Origin of the sequence: Pseudomonas sp. Pseu.R1 (assembly GCF_045764065.1) — a bacterium.
In the GTDB taxonomy this organism is placed as follows: domain Bacteria; phylum Pseudomonadota; class Gammaproteobacteria; order Pseudomonadales; family Pseudomonadaceae; genus Aquipseudomonas.
In genome coordinates this window covers 4883078-4902537 of record NZ_JBJGEE020000001.1, presented here as the reverse complement: position 1 = coordinate 4902537, position 19460 = coordinate 4883078, and the positions used below count along the sequence as shown (strand labels likewise).

Sequence of the window (19460 nt, the reverse complement as noted above, 5' to 3'; positions counted from 1 at the left end):
TTACTCCCCGCTTGACAGCTTGATCGCGCGGTTATCGCGGTCTACCGGACGCACCTGTTCACCTTCGTGCAACACATGAACGCCCGCCGCCACCACCCAATCATTGGCCGTCAGCCCACCCAACACGGGGACGGATTCCTGGCCATAGGGGCCGACCTGAACCGGCGTGCGCTTGAGGGTGCTGTCGCTTTGCAGGCGCCAGACGTAGGTCTGCCCATTTTCAGCGGTCACGGCAGACAGCGGTACCGACAACGGCACGCTGTGATCCGAGGCAATGAACACCCGCGCACTCTGCCCCAGCTCGGCAGGGACTTTGCCCCCGGCAAAAGCGATGCGCGCCGCGAAGGTACGAGATTTAGGATCGGCTGCCGGAGACAGTTCGCGGATGCGGCCAGGGAACCGTTGTTCGCGCTGGGTCCACAGTTCGACAGACACTGGATCGCCGATCTTGAAACGGCCGAAATTCTGTTCCGGCAGGCTGATCGCCACTTCGCGCTCACCATCGGCAGCCAGCGTGAAGACGGTTTGCCCGGCGGCCACCACCTGACCCACTTCCACCAGACGTTTGGCGACCACACCATCCTGAGAGGCACGAAGCACCGCGTAACGGGTCTGATTGTCGGCGACGGTGAGTTCAGCCTTGAGCTGTTTGAGACGGGCATCGCCTGCGCGGTAAAGGTTCTCGGCGTTGTCGTACTGTGACTTGCTGACCATTTGACGGTCCATCAATGTCTTGTAACGGTCACGCTCGGAGCGGACCATTTGCAGGTTGGCTTCGGCAGCCGCGACCTGCGCGCGAGTGGCATCCAGTTGCAGGCGCACGTCTTGTGCATCGAGTTCGGCCAATGGCTGCTCGGCCTTGACCCGTTCGCCCTCCTCGACCAGCCGCTTGCTCACCTTGCCCGAGATGCGAAAGGCCAGATCCGGCTCGAAACGGGCGCGGACTTCACCGGGGTAGCTGTCCATGGATTGGGACGACGGCATGGGTTGCACTACCATGGCCGGGCGAACAGTGGCGGGAACCGAAACATCCTGGCCACAGCCGACCAGCAACGACGCCAGACCGATCGGCACAGCAAGGAACAAGGCATCGCGAAACATGATGAGGCACCTTGGCAGAGAGAGCTTTGAATAATTGTACTGGCGAGTATATTAAGAATTACCGAACTGCACAGTCCACTATTAAAACCGACAGGCTTGATCACCGAATGACCGATGCAACATCCACCACAGGCCCTGGCCGCCCGAAGGATCTGGCCAAGCGCCAGGCGATTCTGGACGCCGCCAAAGACCTGTTCGTCCGCAATGGGTATGCGAATACCAGCATGGATGCGGTCGCCGCTGAAGCCGGGGTTTCCAAGCTCACGGTTTACAGCCATTTCAATGACAAGGAGACACTGTTCTCTGCCGCGGTCGTGGCTCGCTGCGAGGAGCAACTGCCCGAGTTGTTCGTCGACATGGCGCCGAATGAGTCAGTGGAAAAAGTATTGCTGGGTATTGCGAGAGGTTTTCAGACACTGATCAACAGTCCGGAGTCCATCGAGCTGCATCGCCTGATGATCGCCTTGGGCACTCAGGACACTACGCTGTCACAAGTGTTCTTCGAGGCTGGGCCGCAACGTATCCTGCACGAAATGGAGCGTTTTCTGACGCGGGTGAACGACACCGAAGGCCTGCATTTCGATTCGCCTGCCCGCGCGGCGGGGCACTTTCTGAGCTTGATCAAGGGGGTGTGTAACTTCCGGTTGCTGATCGGCAACGCAGGTGTGCCGGATGAACAGACCGGCGAGCGGCATGTGCGGGAGGTGGTGGCGTTGTTTTTGAAGGCTTACAAAGCCTGAACGTCAGCCGCGCCGCAAAATGCATGCCCTGCATAGCCCCCTGTGGCAGCGAATTCATTCGCGATGCGGTTGTACATCCGACACATCTTCATCGGAGGTACGATCCAATCGCGAATGAATTCGCTCCCACAGGTTTGCGTGCATGCCGACAAAATGGCGTCGGTGAAATCGGCAATCAGGACTTCAATGCTTTCTTCGGGTAGATGTCATACCGGCTCGATTTGCCATCCAACGCATACCCTGGCTTCGTGCCCTCGATGCAAGGCGCCTTGCGCGGGCGTTTGACGACTACGCGGTGAGTCGCCAGCGCGAGGGCCGCTTCCAGCAACGCGGGGGCGTCCATGTCGTCGCCCACCAGCGGCCGGAACAAACGCATCTCCTTCTTCACCAGCGCCGTTTTCTCACGATGGGGAAACATCGGGTCCAGATAGATGACCTGCGGCGGCTCACCTTCCCAATTGCGCATCAGTTCGATGGAGTTACCGGTCAACAAGCGCATCTGGCTGACAATCGCGCCGACATCCAGATCCTGCGCCGCACGGGCGAGACCATCCTCCAGCAGTGCGGCAATGATCGGCTGACGCTCGATCAGGCTCATCTCACAGCCCAGGCTCGCCAACACGAACGCGTCCTTGCCCAGCCCGGCAGTCGCGTCCAGCACACGGGGACGAACACCCGGTTGGATACCCACCGCCTTGGCGATCATCTGCCCGCTACCGCCACCAAACAGGCGTCGATGGGCGGCTTTGCCTTCCACGAAGTCCACCCGCACCGGACCCGGCGCATCCTCGCCCAGCTGCTGCAATTGCAAACCGTCATCACAGACTTGCAGTGCAAAATCGGCCTCGCCGTCCTCCAGAGGCAAACCCAGACGCTCGGCCCATCGTGCGGCTTGCTGCGCGCCATCGGCGGTCAGGGTTTCGACCCGAATGCGGCTGCCCGCTTGCTGCTCACTCATCTTTTCAACACGCTCAAATTTTCTTAATGATTGGCAACATCTGCCGATAACGAAAGTATCCGGCATTCTGCCAGACCCACGGCATGTACTGAGCGCTTATGTCAGACATTCAGAACACATCCTCAATCGGTTACTTGACGTACGTTGGCGACTACAGCGTACGGAACACCGAAACCCTGGGCGGCTCCACGCAGCTCTGGCAGGATGCGTTCGCCCGGGCAATGGCTCAGCAAGTCGACGACAACGCAGGCACAACCCCGGAATTCAGCGTTGTAGCCGCGACGGACAGCATGACTGGCGAGCCAATTGCGGGCGCCAAGACCCTGAGCAAAATCGTCGAACAGCGCGAATGCCCGGTCGAAGACAAAGAAATTGCCCCGCCTGAGCCGCTGTTTTTGCCGATTGCCGAATTTGAATGGGACCTGGCCAAACCACCCGTGCCTTTCAGCGCCAGCGAAATGATCGAACAGCAGCGCAATCTGGAAATCGACAGCAACTGGGTACGCCCGACCGTGCTCAACCCGTACGACGACAGCGTCGATCCGGGTCCAGGCCCTCAGCCTCGCCCGCTTTTCCTGCCCATTGCCGAGTTCGAATGGGACCTGGCCGACAAACCGGCCACGCCTTACAGCGCTGAAGAAATAAACGAACAACAGCGCCATCTGGAATTCGATAACGGCTGGGCACGGCCGATCGTGTTGCAGAATCTTCGTATCGCGGCTTGATAATCTAATCCTGAACGGCAACGCCTGTAGCAGTCCGGCTTGCCGGCGGTGGCGTCAGCGAGCTCGCTAACACCGGCAACCCGGACCGCTACAGAAACTCATACCCGCCACCGCAACCCCCTAACGGCAGACCCGCCAGCGCCCCATGTCGACGTGAAAGTGATTCCGGTGCGCCGCGTTATAGTCCGGCCCCAGCACCGTGTTGAACTGCCGACAGGCGCCATCCCTGACTAAAGCCAGAAACTTCCCTTTATCACTGCCGTCATTCCAATCCCTGAGCACCGAAATCCGTTTTCCGTCAGCCAGGCGAAACCCGGCAATGTCCAACGCATTGGCCGAGGCATGCTGACTGAGCCGCCCTACGCTACGGTTATACACGTTGCGACAGGCAAAACTGCCGAGATGATCGACCTGCGTGACGTTTTGCCCGAACACCGCTTGGGCGGCCGGTTGGAGTTCATGAATGTCGAACAGCGCATAAGCCACCGCCAGCGGGCAGCTTGAGAGAAAGCTGCTGCTCAACGCCACATCCCCGCCTTGTATGCGCAACGTGTTAGTCAGCGGGCATTTGGCGTCGGCGCTGCTGTCGGTCTGACGGCTGTAACGCAGGCTCGACGTCTGCAGCACGTGATCGCACAACGTCGGATTGCGCTGGAGGCGCCAGAGCTTGAACGACGTCAGAAGATTCGGCTGATCGCGCAAGTCCAGCGGCACCCAAGGATTCCAGCGGTCCGGAATAGGTAGCCATCCGCGCCACACCGAAATGGCAACGCTTGCGCAGGCTAAAAAGCATATGAGGAACAGGGTCGAACCGCGCATAAGCAGATTTCCACTGAGTGTGCGAGGACATGCCCACTATCGACCTCAGAGCAGCCCAAGTTGCTCCACTTCAGGCCCACGCTCCAGCTCAGGCAGGTCCGGCAGACCAGGCAGCAATGTCATCAACTGCTGATGGAAGCGTCGTGCGAGGTCCGGCGCCTGAACGTTATCGGGCGTGTGTAGGAACACGTAGGGCGTACGCCCCTCTTCAATCCACCCTGCCACTTTCACTGCCCATTGCTCGAGGAAGCTCTGGTTGGCGTCCAGCTCCGGGCGGCCAATGAAGCGGATCTGGGGGAACTGCGTCAACGCAGCGGGCCTCGCAGGCACTTTCGGCTTTTTCGACTGTGCATGCAGCACAGCCGGATCATTGGAGATGCAACTGAACAGGGGGCGGGAATCGAGACAGATGCGTTCGACGCCGCGATCCAGCAACAGCCGATTGAGCATTCGCTCTTCTTCACCCTTGCTGAAAAACGCCATGTTGCGCACTTCAACCGCCAAGGCTCGACCTTCCAGCGCATCGATGAAGGTGGCCAGTTCCCCCAGGCGGTTGGGCGTGAAACTGGCGGGCAGTTGCAGCCACAACGGCTGAACACGCTCACCCAACGGCGCCAGCAATCGCAGGAAATCGTCGGCGGCGGTCAGGTGCTCGCGCAAATCCCCCGCGTGGCTGATGTCACCCGGAAACTTGGCAGTGAAGCGAAAATGCTCAGGCAACACCTGCGCCCAGCGCTGCACCGTCGTGTCTTTCGGGCGTGCGTAGAACGTCGTGTTGCCTTCAACGGCGTTGAAGACTTGGGCATAGAGTTCAAGAAAATCGGTGCTGCGGGCATCGGGCGGGTACAGCGAATCACGCCAGGCGTTTTCACTCCACGACGGACAACCGATGTAGTAAGGCGGATTGGCGATGTTCAAACGTGCAGATCAAGCCCCGAGACTTCGAGGTCCCAATCAACGAACGTGGACGTCGTCAGGTAGCTGCTGAGCGCGGTGGCGACTCGACGGCTCATGGCACGAGGAAAGATGATGTCCTGTTGGCGAGCAGGCACATTGGCGGTGCTGCCGGTTTGACGACGAGCAGGCTGTTGCGCGACCACTTCAACGTCGTCGATCACTTCTTCCGAGGCGTTATCGATCGTCGCCGAGCCTTTGCGGGGCTTGCGCTTGATCGGGTACGAACGTGGTGATGGACCATTAATACGCATCGATGCTTACTCGGCGTCTTGTAGTGGCAATTTAATCTCACGAAACGCACTTAAGCAAACTCGCGAACGTTAACTAGACCACAGTTATTGCAAAACGTTTAAAGCCACCGGGCAGAAATTGCAGGTTTGTCGCCGAACGGTAGCAAACGGTGTGACTTGGGTCGCAGATTGCACGTATCTAGCGGTTGAATTCTTGTGGGAGCCGCCTTGGTGGCGAAAGCGGTGGATCAGTCGGCCCGGACGGGACAGAAAGGCCGCATTCGCCAGCAAGCCGGCTCCCACAAGGGGATTCGCGATGGAACAGACCACGTCACCGCGCCTTGGGCGTGGCCACTTTGTCGCGCAGGTAAACCGGTTGCGCCTGATCGGCGACGATGGCTTCGCCGCGATGCCAGGCGAAAGTGCCTAGCGTGAGCAGGTCTTGGGCGTGAGGCAGCAACGTGGCGTCCTGGCCGGACAGGTTGACGTGAATGCGCTCGCCGTACCCCCAACCGGTGCCCGCGCCGAACCACTCGCCCGACGCATCGTGCGGCAGTGCAGCACTTTCCGGTGGCATCACCGCTTCTGCGCCGATCAGCGTCATCTCGCCTGCCACTTCGCGATAGCACCCCCAATACACTTCATCCATCCGCGCATCGATGGCTGCCGCCACCTGCGTGGCGCCCTGCTCACGAAAGGCACGTTGCGCCAATGCCGCGAGGTTGGAAACCGGTAATACCGGGCGATCCAGGCCGAACGCCAGCCCCTGAACCACACCAATGGCAATACGCACGCCGGTGAAAGCACCCGGACCACGACCAAATGCAATGGCGTCCAGCGCCGACAGACCAATCCCCGCCTCGGCCAGCAGGTCCTTGATCATCGGCAGCAGCTTTTGCGCGTGCAGACGCGGGATCACCTCGTAGTGAGTCAGCACTTTGCCGTCGTGCAGCAAAGCGACTGAGCAGGCTTCAGTGGCGGTGTCCAGGGCCAGCAAGGTGGTCATCGTGGGGTTCCGTGAGTGAGGGGGGAGTGCGAAAAGTGCCGCATTATAAACAACAACGGCCCGCAATCGGGCCGTTGTTCACTGCGCCATGAAGGATCAGGCCAGTGCTGCTTCCACCTTGGCGGTGATGTCGGCTACCGAGCCAACGCCCGGAATGCTGCTGAACTTCGGCGTGCCGTCGTTCTCTTCGAGCTTTTTGTAGAACTCGACCAGAGGCTCGGTTTGCGCGTGGTAAACCGACAGGCGATGACGCACGGTTTCTTCAACGTCATCTTTACGCTGAACCAGATCTTCGCCGGTCTCGTCATCCTTGCCTTCAACCTTTGGCGGGTTGAACACGGTGTGATAAACACGGCCCGAACCTTCGTGTACACGACGACCAGAGATGCGTTTGACTATTTCTTCGTCATCCACCTTGATTTCAACCACGTGGTCGATCGAAAGGCCCGCATTCTTCAGGGCTTCAGCCTGAGGAATGGTGCGTGGGAAGCCGTCGAACAGGCAGCCATTGACGCAGTCTGGCTGCGACAGGCGATCTTTGATCAGGCCAATGATCAGGTCATCGGAAACCAGACCGCCCGCGTCCATGACGCTCTTGGCTTTCAGACCCAGTTCGGTGCCCGCCTTGACCGCTGCGCGCAGCATGTCGCCCGTGGAGATTTGCGGAATGCCGAATTTCTTGGTGATAAACGTTGCCTGAGTACCTTTACCGGCCCCGGGAGCTCCCAGCAGAATCACGCGCATTGTTGTGCTCCTCAATTTTTATAGAGATTTCGTCGGATTCGCCTGATTGGGGCCAATCGCTTTAAAGATTTACTGACCCAACGGCCAAAAGGCTGATCAAGATACACAGCCGATTCCTGCCGCACAAGACGCTAAAAGTCGCACCAACCGGGCGTAAACCGGTAGCCCGCCAACGATCGATACTTTCGGATGACCCGCCATAGCTGCACATTTACACGCAGTGAACAGCCACCCGTAACCCGCGAGATGAAGGCTTTCGCCCCCATCCCTGCCAGAAAACGCCCTTCAGCCCGTGTTGCGCAAACCGGCGGCAATCCCCGCCACAGACACTAGCAGCGCCTGTACCAAAGGACTGTCCAGACTGGCCTCCTGCCGACGCGAGCGTGCCAGCAGCTCAGCCTGTAGCAGATGCAGAGGGTCCAGATAGGTGTTGCGCAAACTGATGAACTCCAGCGTTTCCGGGCTATGGGCCAACAGCTGCGACTGGCCGGTCAACCCCAGCACGACCTGACAAGCCTGCGACAATAGGTCGCGCAGATGTATACCAAGATGCAGCAGTGTCGGGTCAACCAGACGTTCGTCGTAGAGTTGTGCGATGTCGCTGTCGGCCTTGGCCAGCACCATCTCCAGCATGTCGATACGGGTGCGGAAAAACGGCCACTGCTCGCGCATCTGGCCAAGCAAATCGCCCTGCCCTCGCTTCAGTGCGTTGCTCAGCGCCTCCTCCCAGCCGAGCCACGCAGGCAACATCAGGCGCGTCTGAGTCCAGGCGAAAATCCACGGGATCGCCCGCAGACTTTCCACCCCACCCTCTCGACGTTTCGCCGGACGACTGCCCAATGGCAAGCGCCCCAGTTCCTGCTCTGGCGTCGCTTGACGGAAGTACTCGACGAACTCGGGATTTTCCCGCACCACCGCCCGGTAGGCCTTAACCCCATCTGCCGCCAGTTGATCCATCATTTGACGCCAGGCAGGCTCCGGCATCGGCGGAGGTTGCAGCGTGGCCTCCAGCACCGCAGCCAGGTAGAGGTTGAGGTTTTGCTCGGCAATGTCGGGCAAGCCGAACTTGAAGCGGATCATTTCGCCCTGTTCAGTGGTACGGAAACGCCCGGCCACCGAACCCGGCGGCTGCGACAGAATCGCCGCATGAGCCGGGCCGCCGCCACGCCCCACGGTGCCGCCACGACCATGAAACAACAGCAGCTCCACTTGTTGGGCGCGGCAAATTTCGACCAGTTTTTCCTGCGCCCGGTACTGCGCCCAGGCTGCCGCCGTGGTACCCGCGTCCTTGGCCGAATCGGAATAGCCGATCATGACTTCCTGTGGCCCGCTCAGACGTGCGCGATAGCCCGGCAGACTCAGCAGATGCTCGATCACAGGCCCTGCGTTATCCAGATCCGCCAGGGTTTCGAACAACGGCACCACGCGCATCGGCCGCTGCAACCCGGCTTCTTTCAATAGCAACTGTACGGCCAAGACGTCGGACGCAGCACCGGCCATGGAAATGACATAGGAACCCAGCGACGCGGCAGGCGCCGCCGCCACTTCGCGGCAGGTCGCCAACACTTCAGCAGTGTCGGCAGCGGGTTTGAAATGGGCGGGCAATAGCGGACGTTTGTTACTCAACTCACGCAGCAGAAACTCGATGCGCGCCTCTTCGTCCCACTCGTTGTAACGGCCCAGCCCCAGATAATCGGTGATTTCGGTCATTGCCGAACTGTGTCGCGTGGAGTCCTGGCGTACGTCGAGCTTGACCAGAAACAGGCCGAACGTGACGGCGCGACGCAAGCAATCGAGCAGCGGCCCGTCGGCGATCACGCCCATGCCGCATTCATGCAGCGACTGGAAACACAACTGCAAAGGCTCCAGCAACTCGCGGTTGCTGTGCAACACGCCTTCTGGCGCGGGCTGAGTGACTTTGAGGGACGCGTGCGCCCAATTCCGGGTAGCGCGCAACCGCTCACGCAGTTGTTTAAGGACGCTGCGGTAAGGTTCGGCGCTGTCCCCCGCCACAGCCAAAAGCGCAGGGCTGGCTTGTTGCATCGACAGTTCGGCGGCCAGTTGATCGACGTCTCGCAAGTAGAGATCCGCGGCCATCCAGCGAGCCAATAGCAGCACTTCGCGGGTGACCGCTGCCGTTACGTTAGGGTTGCCATCGCGATCCCCGCCCATCCACGAGGCAAAGCGGATCGGAGCCGCCTCAAGGGGCAAATGCAGGCCGGTTGCCGCGTGCAGTGCCTGATCGGCCTTGCGCAAATAATTGGGAATCGCCTGCCACAGCGAGTTCTCGATCACCGCAAAGCCCCATTTCGCTTCATCCACCGGGGTGGGACGCACGCGGCGAATCTCTTCGGTGTGCCAGGCTTCGGCGATCAGACGTTGCAAGCGCTCAGTGATCTGCTGGCGCTCCAGACGATTCAGATCGCGATGATCGAGGGCGGCGAGTTGCGCGGCGATGGCGTCGTATTTCTGGATGAGGGTACGTCGCGCCACTTCGGTCGGGTGCGCGGTCAGCACCAGTTCGATTTCCAGCTTGCCGAGTTGACGGGCCAGCGCGTCAGGCGACTGTCCGGACTGCTTCAAACGCTCCAGCAGTTCGGGCAACACGCGAGACTCGAACGGCTGAGGCGTGCTGTCGTCGCGACGATGAATGAGTTGGTATTGCTCGGCGATGTTCGCCAGATTCAAGAACTGATTGAAGGCCCTCGCCACCGGCAGCAGCTCGTCTTCCCTCAGGCTTTCCAAGTTGGAACTCAGTTGCTCGGTGCCCTGCGCCGAACCGTGACGCCCGGCCTTGGCACTCTTGCGAATGCGTTCGATCTTTTCGAGAAAATCAGCCCCGTGCTGATCACGAATGGTGTTGCCCAACAACTCACCCAGCAGGTGAACGTCTTCGCGCAAGCGTGCATCGATATCAGCCATCCAGCGTTCTCCTTTAGCGCTTTTTTGTTGTTCTGCCTTGAGTCTGCGATCAGCCGAAACTGAACGTCCTCACCTGTTTTGCCTCTATCTCTGTGTATAGAGCGACAAATTCATGCATCGACGCAACCCTTGGCGTCGCATCCGCCCGAAGCAGACTAGTCTGAACGACGGGCCTCATGAGGGTCCGAAAATCCGCCTTGACCCGCCATCACGCGGGTCTGTGAAGAGGTCTCTATGAAAATTCGTGAGCTCGCAAAACAGTGGGAAGACTCGGCAAAAGGCCGTCTGACTAAAACCGGCTACGCGGTGCATCTGGACATCGAAGCGGCGGCCCGCCTGGCCGCGCTCGCCGAAATGTACCCCAAGCGCTCCCCCGAAGAGCTGATGGGCGAGTTGCTCGGCGCCGCGCTGGAAGAGCTCGAAGCCAGTTTTCCGTATATCAAGGGCCAGCATGTGGTCGCCACTGACGAGGAAGGCGATCCGCTGTATGAGGACGTCGGCCCGACGCCACGCTTCCTCGCGCTGTCCCGTCGTCATTTGCAGGATTTGTCCGATCAGAAGGACAGCTCTCAGCACTGATAACGACGTCGTTTTTTGAACATCGAATCTTCCCGCACCGGCCCGGGAAACCGGGTATGGCGTGGGATTTTTTGTGTCAATTTTCAAGCGTCATATTTACAACGCGTAACAAAAGACGCGCTCTTGAGAAGCAAAACATCTGAACTATTCAAAAAACGCGCAGGTCCGAGCAGTTAGCCATTACAGAAAAAGCCGACCAATGGCAGCGGGTTTCCATGCGTTTATCGCCCCCCGCCAGGCCTAAAACTGAAATGGATCCTCTCGTTTTCAGGAGTTAAAAAATGGAGTTGACCATGATGAACACCCGCACTGCCAACGCCTCATCCAAGGGTCTGCGCGGACTGAAACTGGCTGCGTTGGTGCTGGGCACCAGCGTGCTGCTCGCCGGTTGCGCGGGCAAGCCGCCCAGTGAGCAATACGCCGTGACCCAATCGGCGGTGAATGCCGCTGTGACCGCGGGTGCGACTGAGTATGCACCGGTCGAAATGAAGTCGGCTCAGGACAAGTTCAAGCAATCCGAGCTGGCCATGCAGGAAAAGAAATACGACGAAGCCCGTAAATACGCCGAGCAGGCCGAATGGGACGCCCGCGTCGCCGAACGCAAGGCTCAGGCAGCCAAGGCACAGAAGGCGGTGCAGGACGCGCGTCAGGGCGTCAATGAACTGCGTGAAGAAGGCCTGCGTCAGGTTCAGCCGGTCAGCCAGTAACCCTTCGCATTTCATGCATTGCCATTGGATTTAAAGGACGAAATTATTATGCGTAAACAAGTACTCATCCCTGCCCTGTTGGCCGTTAGCGTTGGTCTGGCTGCCTGTTCTTCGGCGCCTAACGTCAACCTGGAACAAGCTCGTACCAACTACTCCGCACTGCAAAGCAACCCGAAATCGACTGAATTGGCCGCACTGGAAACCAAAGACGCCAGCGAGTGGCTGGACAAGGCGGATGCCGCCTACCGCAACCACGAAGACGAAAAGAAAGTCGATCAACTCGCGTATCTGACCAACCAGCGCGTGGAGCTGGCGAAGCAGACCATTAATCTGAAGACCGCTGAAAACGATCTGAAAAACGCCTCGGCCCAACGTGCTCAAGCGCGTCTGGACGCTCGCGATGCGCAGATCAAGGCCCTGCAAAACAGCCTGAACGCCAAGCAGACCGAACGCGGTACGCTGGTGACCTTTGGTGACGTGCTGTTCGACCTGAACAAATCCGAGCTGAAATCGGCCGGTCTGGTCAACGTCAACAAGCTGGCCCAGTTCCTTCAGGAAAACCCGGACCGTAAGGTGATCGTCGAAGGCTATACCGACAGCACCGGTTCCGACAGCTATAACCAGTCGCTGTCCGAGCGTCGCGCCAACTCGGTGCGCATGGCGCTGGTGAAAATGGGCGTGAGCATGGACCGCGTGGTCGCTCAAGGTTATGGCAAAGAGTACCCGGTAGCCGATAACAGCAGTAACTCGGGCCGCGCCATGAACCGTCGTGTGGAAGTGACCATTTCCAACGACAACCAGCCGGTTGCACCGCGTTCTTCGATTCAGTGATCGGTTAGCGCTGCATCTGAAAGCCCCGCTTGGCATTGCACCCAGGCGGGGCTTTTTTGTGGATGCGGACTCAGCACGTTGCCCGAACGTCCAAGAGATGCAAATCCTGTGGGAGTGAGCTTGCTCACGATGACCGATTCAGACCTGAGCGTCTGCTGCGGATGTACTGGCCTCTTCGTGAGCAAGCTCACTCCCACAAAGGGTGTGACCACTTAAAGTGAATGGTATCCCTCACTGCACCTGCTGCGGCGTCTGTTGCCCCATGCAACGCACGGCTTGCTTACGGTCATTGACCAACACGCCGGTCAAACCTTTTTGTTCGGTGTCGAACAACACCAGCACTCCCTCGATGCACTGCGCGACTTGCGGCGCAGGCTCCAACGCCACTTTGTAATCCTCACCGGGAACCGTCTTGAGCATGGTGAACTGGCTCAATTCCAGTGCATCCTCCGGTTTGGCGAAATGCAGGTAGCCGTAGTACCACAACACCCCCACGGTGCCGAAAATGCAGGCGATGCCCGTAAGGATTTGCGGGATAACGTTACGCTCATCGGTCATTGCGGATTCTCTGCCTTCTTGCCCGCATCAGGGTCGGGATAATTCGGAATTTCGGCCAGACGTCGCAGGCCATTGAAGTGCTGCGGATCGTCCAGATAACGCACCATGACTTCACGCCAGGTCGGGTCGCCGAATGTTTGCACATGAGGGCCGCGGGTCAGTTGCAAGACGCGGGGCGGCGGCGCGGACTGGTACAGACGGATGCCGTTGTACAGCGGCACTTGGCTGTCATCCAGGCTCTGGAACAACAGCATCGGCGTGCCCTTCAATTGCGCGATGCCGTTGATGGCGCTGTCGCTGTCGGGGATCACCCAGGATAGAGGCCGCTTGAACGCCCACGTCAGCCAGGACGTGCTCAAGGTGTAACGGGCGACTTCCCGGTAACTGGCGGGCACGCCGTCGAGCACCAGCGCTTTGATACGCGAACGCTGCTGCGGATGCTCAGCGAGATAGTGCACACCCAGCGCGCCGCCGATGCTTTGCCCCAGCACCACTAACGGTTTGCCCTGTACGTCGGGCGCGTTGTTCAGCCACTCGAAGGCAGCGTCGATATCCTGATACACCGCAGGCAGGCTGGGGTCGCCTTGGGAGTGGCCATAGCCGCGGTAGTCCAGCAGCAACACTTGATAGCCTTGTTCGGGCAGCCATGCACTGCCGCTCAAATGCCAGGCCATGTTGCCGCCGTTGCCATGCAGGTGTAGCACCGTGCCTTTGAGCGGAACACCCTGTTTGGCCGGCAGAAACCAGGCGTTGAGCCGGGTGCCGTCGGTCGCGGTGAGAGTGACGTCGCGCCAGGCGAGCTGGGCCGCTTTCGGAGTCAACGGCACCTCGCGTTCAGGGTAGAACAGCAGTTGGCTGCAGCCGGTGAGGCAGAGCAGCAGGAGCAGCGAGGTGAGCAGCTTCACGCAGTGTCCTTTTATTATCTGGATACCCCTTGGAGCAGCACGGCTTGCCGGCGGTGGCGATGTTGATGACGCCACCGCCGGCAAGCCGGACTGCTACAGAATGGGTGAGTGTTCGCTGGGTGGGTATCAAAGGATATTCGAATAATCCGCCTCGATCCGGTCCAGGCTCAAATGGTTGAGGAAGTTGGAGAAGCACATCCACGCCGAGAGCGCGTTCATGTCGCGGAACTGATCGGGCAAGTACTTGGGTGGCACAACCAAACCTTCGTCCACCAACTGCCGCAAGGTGCGCATGTCTTCCAGGGTGGTCTTGCCGCAGAACAGCAGCGGCACTTGCTCCAACTTGCCCTTCCTCACGGCCAACTGGATGTAGTTGTAAACCATGATGAAGCCCTTTAGGTAGGACAGATCCTTGGTGAACGGCAGACCGTTCGGCACCGAACCGCGGAAAACGCGGCTGGCATTGCCGTAACTTTCCGGCATCCCGAAGCCTTGCTCACGGTAGAAGTCGAACACCTGAAGGAAATCAGCGCCCTCCTCGGCCATGTGAATCGCGCGGGTGCGGTTGGTGAGTTTGCGCAGACGGCTGGGATAGGAAGCGAAGCCGATCACTTCCATCAAGATCGCCAGGCCTTCCTGAGTGATAGTCGACGAGGGCGGGCCTTTGGCCAGAAAGGTGCAGATCGGCTGATTCAAACCGTTCAACGTCGTGCCCACGTGCACCAACCCTTCGTGGACTTCCAGCGCACGCACGTCACGCTCGTTGAACATCGCATCACTGCGAATCTTGATGTAGTCCGCGCCCGCTGCCGCGTCAGCGACGATGCCGTCGGACTCGAACACGCGGATGGTCTCTTCCGCCTCGCCAAAGGTCCGGTTCAGGCGGCTTTGCAGCATCGCCACGGCGTCCTTGGCATTGAGGGTTTTCGGCTCGTCCTTGAGATCGCCTCGGCCTGCGATGTTATTCAGGTAATCAGAGAGCATCAGCCCAAGGTCGGACAGCGTTGGGTCTCCGGCATGAAACGCGTCCGATGCCGCGCCATAAAGCTCTTGCGAAATCAGCCCGAAATCCGGCGTACCCCGCGCTTCGAGCATGCGAATGACCATCCGGTATTCCTTGCACATGCGGCGCATGATCTGCCCGACCGGGTTGAACTGTCCCAGTTGTCGGGTGATGTCCCGTTCGATGTTCTGGAATTCCACCTTCAGCGCGCCTGAATCAAAACCCAGCGGGCGATTTTCGTAGTACGCCCGATCGATTTCCGGAAGCTCCTTGCCCTTGGCCGCCAGGAAACGCTTGCGAATGCTCTCGTCCCATTTCACGGCGTCAAGGACACGGATCGGCGTCTGGGCCAACACGATACGATCGGACAACGTGCGTATGGTCTGCTGGTATTCGTCCACCCGGTACTCCTGTGATTGATTCGCGCGCTATTGGGTCATGCGCTGGTATTTGGCCGCTGGAAGAAACACGTCGGAATTGGCGCTGTCATCCAGATAGGCAAAAACCTTGTCCATGGACGTGGTGATCAACACGCCGTCACCTTTTTCGGTGTCGGTGGGCTGGCCTTCGAACACCTTCTGATCGACCAATTGCTGCATGCGTTCCAGATCCAGATCGTAGATCAGCAGTTCATCGGCACCGTTGTCGTTGTCGATCAGCTCGAAACCGGCGATCACGTAGTGGGCGCCGTACTTCTCGGGCAACGCCGCCGACACGTACCAGCGGCTACCGTGCCGTGACACGGTGAACGCGTATTCGTCACGGTTTTTGCGGTCGCCCTTGCGATAGCTGACGGCCTTATACTGATCCGTCCCGGCGCGGCTGATTTCCAGTTCCAGCGGCTCGCCCCAGGCATTTTTGCTGGTCCAGGTGCCGAGCAGTTTCGGCGGCGCAGTGTCGCGGGTCGGGATCGGGTCGTTGAACGTCACCAGGCACCCACTCAACAGCGCGAACGACAGGGCGAGCAAGACGTTCCAGACTTTCATCACGTTCTCCTGAAACTCGCCCCGAGTGAAAAGTTTTCAAGCTGCCATGGGTTTGGCAGTGCCCAGCACCAGATGCATCTGGCGGGTAAGAATAGCGAGCATTTCGTCGTCTGCGTCGGGCTTTGGCCCTTCCAGCAGGCCCTGATATTCCATCCGGCCGATCACACCCGTCAACACTTGGGCATCCACATGAGGCTGGCTAGAGCCCATCACCTCCAGAAACTGGGCACTTCCCTGCAACAGAATTTCCTGGTGAGCGGTCACCAGCGATGCCAGGCGCGGGTTGATCAGCGCTTCGAGACGGAAGGCATGTTCGGCGATCAACTGATCGCGACGGGTTTGCAATTGATGACGCACATACTCCATGGTCATGCGGGCGATCTCGTCGGCCAGGCGTGCGCGCGCCTGAGCACTGCCATCGTTACGCGACACCATTTCCCGCAGCAGCGCTTCGGTGTTGGTCCATAGCTTGGCCATGTAGGCGGCGCTGCGCTCCACGTATTGGGCGAAGGCATCGGTGAGCAGGTCATCGATGTCTTTGAAGTAGTAGGTAGTGGCTGACAAGGGTACCTGCGCTTCGGCAGCCACGGCGCGGTGGCGCACTGCGCGCACGCCGTCGCGGATGACGATGCGCATGGCCGCGTCGAGGATCTGCTGTCGACGCTGCTCACTCCCCTGCCGACTGGCCTTGCGGCCCTGGTACTGAACACTCTGCGCGACGGCCGTGGCCAGGCCAGCGGCTCCCTTTTGAGCGGTCATGCGATTCACGACGGGTTTTCCTTTTTCAGTCATTGAAGCGGAACGACACAATTCCTGTAGGAGCGTGGTCAGTATTCCGATAAAACAGGCAAAAAAAAGCCGCCCTGCTCAGGCGGCTTGTTTTTTGATGCTTACGCCTGTGGCCGCATGTGCGGGAACAGGATCACGTCGCGAATAGACGGCGAGTTGGTCAGCAGCATCACCAAGCGGTCGATACCGATGCCTTCGCCCGCCGTTGGCGGCATGCCGTATTCCAGAGCACGGACGAAGTCAGCATCGTAATGCATGGCCTCGTCATCACCGGCGTCCTTGTCAGCCACCTGTTGCATGAAGCGCTCAGCCTGGTCTTCCGCGTCGTTCAACTCGGAGTAGGCGTTAGCGATTTCCCGGCCACCGATAAACAGCTCGAAACGGTCGGTCACGCTTGGATCATCGTCGCTGCGGCGGGCCAGTGGCGACACTTCGAACGGGTAACGGGTGATGAAGTGCGGTTGCTCCAGCTTGTGCTCGACCAGTTCTTCGAAAATCATCACTTGCAGTTTGCCCAGACCTTCGAAGCCCAGCACTTTGGCACCGGCCTTTTTGGCGATAGCGCGGGCCTTGTCGATGTCGTTCAGGTCGTCAGCGGTGATGTCCGGGTTGTATTTCAGGATCGAATCGAACACCGACAGGCGCGCGAACGGCTCACCGAAGTGGAACACCTTGTCGCCGTACGGCACGTCGGTGCTGCCCAGCACCAGTTGCGCCAGCTCGCGGAACAGCTCTTCGGTCAGGTCCATGTTGTCTTCGTAATCGGCGTAGGCCTGGTAGAACTCCAACATGGTGAATTCAGGGTTGTGACGGGTCGAAACGCCTTCGTTACGGAAGTTGCGGTTGATTTCGAACACTTTCTCGAAGCCGCCTACCACCAGGCGCTTGAGGTACAGCTCCGGCGCGATGCGCAGGAACATGGCCATGTCCAGGGCGTTGTGGTGAGTTTCGAACGGCTTGGCCGCAGCGCCCCCAGGAATGGTCTGCAGCATTGGGGTTTCGACTTCGAGGAAGTCGCGCTTCATCAGGAAGCTGCGGATGTAGGCAATCACTTGCGAACGCACACGGAAGGTCTCGCGCACTTCTTCGTTGACCATAAGGTCGACGTAGCGCTGGCGATAACGCTGCTCGGTGTCAGTCAGACCGTGGTGTTTGTCGGGCAGCGGACGCAGGGATTTGGTCAGCAGGCGCACACTGGTCATTTCAACGTACAGGTCGCCCTTGCCGGAACGGGCCAGAGTGCCTTCAGCGGCGATGATGTCGCCCATGTCCCAAGTCTTGACCGCAGCCAGAGTTTCTTCCGACAGGGTCTTGCGGTTAACGTAGACCTGAATGCGGCCGGTCATGTCCTGGATCACCATGAACGAGCCACGGTTGAGCATGATGCGACCTGCAACCTTGACCGGAATCGCTGCCTCAGCCAGTTCTTCCTTGGTCTTGTCCACGTACTGTTTCTGCAGGTCATTGCAGTAGTTATCGCGGCGGAAGTCGTTCGGGAAGGCGTTGCCCTTGGCGCGCTCGGCAGCAAGCTTTTCCTTGCGCAGGGCGATCAGGGTGTTTTCTTCCTGTTGCTGGGCTTGCGGGTCGAGTTGTTGGTCGCTCATGTCTTCAGTTTTTCCATCACAGGTTCGTTGCTTCTTGCCATCGGCAAGGGATCGCGGGCCGGTCGCTTGTTGGCATGCGCCGTGCCCACAACGGGAGTTTCGCGATTACAGGCCCTGCTTGAGGCTAGCTTCCAGGTAACCGTCGAGGTCGCCGTCCAGCACCTTGTTGCAGTCGCTGCGTTCAACGCCGGTACGCAGGTCTTTGATGCGCGAGTCATCGAGCACGTACGAACGGATCTGGTGACCCCAACCGATGTCGGACTTGCTGTCTTCCAGCGCTTGGGACGCGGCGTTGCGCTTCTGCATTTCCAGCTCGTACAACTTGGCCCGCAGCATTTTCATGGCGGTGTCCTTGTTCGCGTGCTGAGAACGTTCGTTCTGGCAACTGACCACGGTGTTGGTCGGTACGTGGGTGATACGGACCGCCGAGTCGGTGGTGTTAACGTGCTGACCACCGGCACCGGACGAACGATAGGTGTCGATGCGCAGGTCTGACGGGTTGATGTCGATTTCGACCTTGTCGTCGATCTCTGGCGAAACGAAGACCGCCGAGAACGAGGTGTGGCGACGCGCGCCGGAGTCGAACGGGCTCTTGCGCACCAGACGGTGTACACCGATCTCGGTACGCAGCCAGCCGAAAGCGTATTCGCCCTTGATGTGAACGGTCGCGCCCTTGATGCCTGCGACTTCGCCCTCGGACAGTTCCATGATGGTGGCGTCGAAACCACGCTTGTCGGCCCAGCGCAGGTACATGCGCAGCAGGATGTTCGCCCAGTCCTGCGCTTCGGTGCCGCCGGAACCGGCCTGGATGTCCAGGTAGGCGTTGTTCATGTCCATCTCGCCGCTGAACATGCGACGGAATTCGAGCTTGGCCAGGGATTCTTCCAGACCCTCAAGCAACTCGACGACGTCATTGACGGCGCCTTCGTCGTTTTCTTCGACAGCCATGTCGAGCAACTCGCGGGAATCGGTCAGGCCGCTGGACATTTCGTCCAGAGTGTCGACGATCTGCGCCAGCATGGCGCGCTCGCGGCCCAGTGCCTGGGCGTACTCGGGTTTGTTCCAGACGTTCGGGTCTTCCAGCTCGCGGTTGACTTCGATCAGACGATCACTCTTGTGATCGTAGTCAAAGATACCCCCGAATGGACTGGGAGCGTTCGGTCAGGTCCTTGATGGTGTTCAGGATCGGGTTGATTTCCATGGTCGTCAGGACTCGCAGGCGAATTTCACAAAGCCCGCGAGTATACCTGAGCCGATGGCGCGATGGCAGTCCGTTGGGCAGCGGTTGGCGATTGG

Annotated in this window: 20 protein-coding genes; 5 read left to right on the top strand and 15 right to left on the bottom strand. The window is 59.4% G+C overall.

Features of this window, described 5'->3' with window-relative positions:
- On the bottom strand, window positions 1-1101 hold the full coding sequence (locus ACI5GA_RS22315) for an efflux RND transporter periplasmic adaptor subunit (protein ID WP_421424280.1): 1101 nt from the start codon (window positions 1099-1101) through the stop codon (window positions 1-3).
- Window positions 1102-1208: 107 nt separating this feature from the next.
- Here ACI5GA_RS22315 and ACI5GA_RS22310 point away from each other — a divergent pair, with 107 nt between their 5' ends.
- Window positions 1209-1841, top strand: coding sequence for a TetR/AcrR family transcriptional regulator (locus tag ACI5GA_RS22310; RefSeq protein WP_421424279.1), 633 nt, complete (start codon window positions 1209-1211; stop codon window positions 1839-1841).
- A 175-nt stretch (window positions 1842-2016) separates the two neighbouring features.
- On the opposite strand, the gene ACI5GA_RS22305 is transcribed toward ACI5GA_RS22310, so the two are convergent.
- On the bottom strand, window positions 2017-2799 hold the full coding sequence (locus tag ACI5GA_RS22305) for a class I SAM-dependent methyltransferase (protein WP_421424278.1): 783 nt from the start codon (window positions 2797-2799) through the stop codon (window positions 2017-2019).
- Between the two features lie 98 nt (window positions 2800-2897).
- On the opposite strand from ACI5GA_RS22305, the gene ACI5GA_RS22300 reads away from it, so the two are divergent.
- A complete protein-coding gene (locus ACI5GA_RS22300; RefSeq protein WP_404637464.1) occupies window positions 2898-3524 on the top strand; it encodes an energy transducer TonB in 627 nt (208 codons plus the stop codon).
- A gap of 120 nt (window positions 3525-3644) precedes the next feature.
- Here ACI5GA_RS22300 and ACI5GA_RS22295 read toward each other — a convergent pair whose 3' ends face one another.
- From ACI5GA_RS22295 to ppc, 6 genes are all read right to left on the bottom strand, one after another.
- Entirely contained in the window at window positions 3645-4343 is a 699-nt protein-coding gene (locus tag ACI5GA_RS22295; RefSeq protein WP_421424277.1) for an extensin family protein, read from the bottom strand.
- Between the two features lie 45 nt (window positions 4344-4388).
- Window positions 4389-5255 (bottom strand): DUF72 domain-containing protein, encoded by an 867-nt coding sequence (locus ACI5GA_RS22290; protein WP_421425513.1) that lies wholly within the window; start codon window positions 5253-5255, stop codon window positions 4389-4391.
- Window positions 5256-5257: 2 nt separating this feature from the next.
- Window positions 5258-5551, bottom strand: coding sequence for a hypothetical protein (locus ACI5GA_RS22285; RefSeq protein WP_404637460.1), 294 nt, complete (start codon window positions 5549-5551; stop codon window positions 5258-5260).
- A gap of 310 nt (window positions 5552-5861) precedes the next feature.
- Complete coding sequence (tsaB, locus tag ACI5GA_RS22280) at window positions 5862-6536, bottom strand: tRNA (adenosine(37)-N6)-threonylcarbamoyltransferase complex dimerization subunit type 1 TsaB (protein ID WP_404637458.1); 675 nt, start codon at window positions 6534-6536, stop codon at window positions 5862-5864.
- A 96-nt stretch (window positions 6537-6632) separates the two neighbouring features.
- Window positions 6633-7280 carry an adenylate kinase gene (gene adk, locus ACI5GA_RS22275; protein WP_404637456.1) on the bottom strand — a complete coding sequence of 216 codons (648 nt, stop codon included), beginning with the start codon at window positions 7278-7280 and terminating at the stop codon, window positions 6633-6635.
- 285 nt (window positions 7281-7565) lie between these two features.
- The gene (ppc, locus tag ACI5GA_RS22270) at window positions 7566-10202 is read right to left on the bottom strand and encodes a phosphoenolpyruvate carboxylase (protein WP_421424276.1); all 2637 of its coding nucleotides are present in this window, start codon (window positions 10200-10202) and stop codon (window positions 7566-7568) included.
- 234 nt (window positions 10203-10436) lie between these two features.
- On the opposite strand from ppc, the gene ACI5GA_RS22265 reads away from it, so the two are divergent.
- The 3 genes from ACI5GA_RS22265 to ACI5GA_RS22255 all read left to right on the top strand — a co-directional run bounded on the left by ACI5GA_RS22265 (window position 10437) and on the right by ACI5GA_RS22255 (window position 12319).
- Window positions 10437-10781, top strand: a complete 345-nt coding sequence (locus tag ACI5GA_RS22265; RefSeq protein WP_421424275.1) for a pilin assembly protein — start codon at window positions 10437-10439, stop codon at window positions 10779-10781.
- Window positions 10782-11062: 281 nt separating this feature from the next.
- Window positions 11063-11488, top strand: a complete 426-nt coding sequence (locus ACI5GA_RS22260; protein WP_404637450.1) for a DUF4398 domain-containing protein — start codon at window positions 11063-11065, stop codon at window positions 11486-11488.
- Between the two features lie 48 nt (window positions 11489-11536).
- On the top strand, window positions 11537-12319 hold the full coding sequence (locus ACI5GA_RS22255) for an OmpA family protein (RefSeq protein ID WP_404637448.1): 783 nt from the start codon (window positions 11537-11539) through the stop codon (window positions 12317-12319).
- Window positions 12320-12550: 231 nt separating this feature from the next.
- Here the strand turns inward: ACI5GA_RS22255 and ACI5GA_RS22250 are convergent, their stop codons facing one another.
- The 7 genes from ACI5GA_RS22250 to prfB form a co-directional block, all read right to left on the bottom strand.
- Window positions 12551-12877, bottom strand: a complete 327-nt coding sequence (locus ACI5GA_RS22250) for a hypothetical protein (protein WP_404637446.1) — start codon at window positions 12875-12877, stop codon at window positions 12551-12553.
- Window positions 12874-13782, bottom strand: coding sequence for an alpha/beta hydrolase (locus ACI5GA_RS22245; RefSeq protein WP_404637444.1), 909 nt, complete (start codon window positions 13780-13782; stop codon window positions 12874-12876). Before ACI5GA_RS22245 ends, ACI5GA_RS22250 begins: the two co-directional genes overlap by 4 nt.
- Before the next feature lie 126 nt (window positions 13783-13908).
- Window positions 13909-15186 carry a flavohemoglobin expression-modulating QEGLA motif protein gene (locus tag ACI5GA_RS22240; protein ID WP_404637442.1) on the bottom strand — a complete coding sequence of 426 codons (1278 nt, stop codon included), beginning with the start codon at window positions 15184-15186 and terminating at the stop codon, window positions 13909-13911.
- Between the two features lie 27 nt (window positions 15187-15213).
- Window positions 15214-15771, bottom strand: a complete 558-nt coding sequence (locus ACI5GA_RS22235) for a hypothetical protein (RefSeq protein WP_421424274.1) — start codon at window positions 15769-15771, stop codon at window positions 15214-15216.
- Window positions 15772-15807: 36 nt separating this feature from the next.
- Window positions 15808-16530 (bottom strand): TetR/AcrR family transcriptional regulator, encoded by a 723-nt coding sequence (locus ACI5GA_RS22230; protein WP_421425512.1) that lies wholly within the window; start codon window positions 16528-16530, stop codon window positions 15808-15810.
- 131 nt (window positions 16531-16661) lie between these two features.
- Entirely contained in the window at window positions 16662-18164 is a 1503-nt protein-coding gene (gene lysS, locus ACI5GA_RS22225; protein WP_421424273.1) for a lysine--tRNA ligase, read from the bottom strand.
- 105 nt (window positions 18165-18269) lie between these two features.
- Window positions 18270-19365, bottom strand: a protein-coding gene (gene prfB / locus ACI5GA_RS22220; RefSeq protein ID WP_404637436.1) for a peptide chain release factor 2 whose coding sequence is annotated in 2 segments (ribosomal slippage) — window positions 18270-19292 and window positions 19294-19365 — 1095 coding nt in all. Because the reading frame shifts where the segments join, the coding sequence is not laid out codon by codon here.
- Between the last annotated feature and the right edge of the window lie 95 nt (window positions 19366-19460).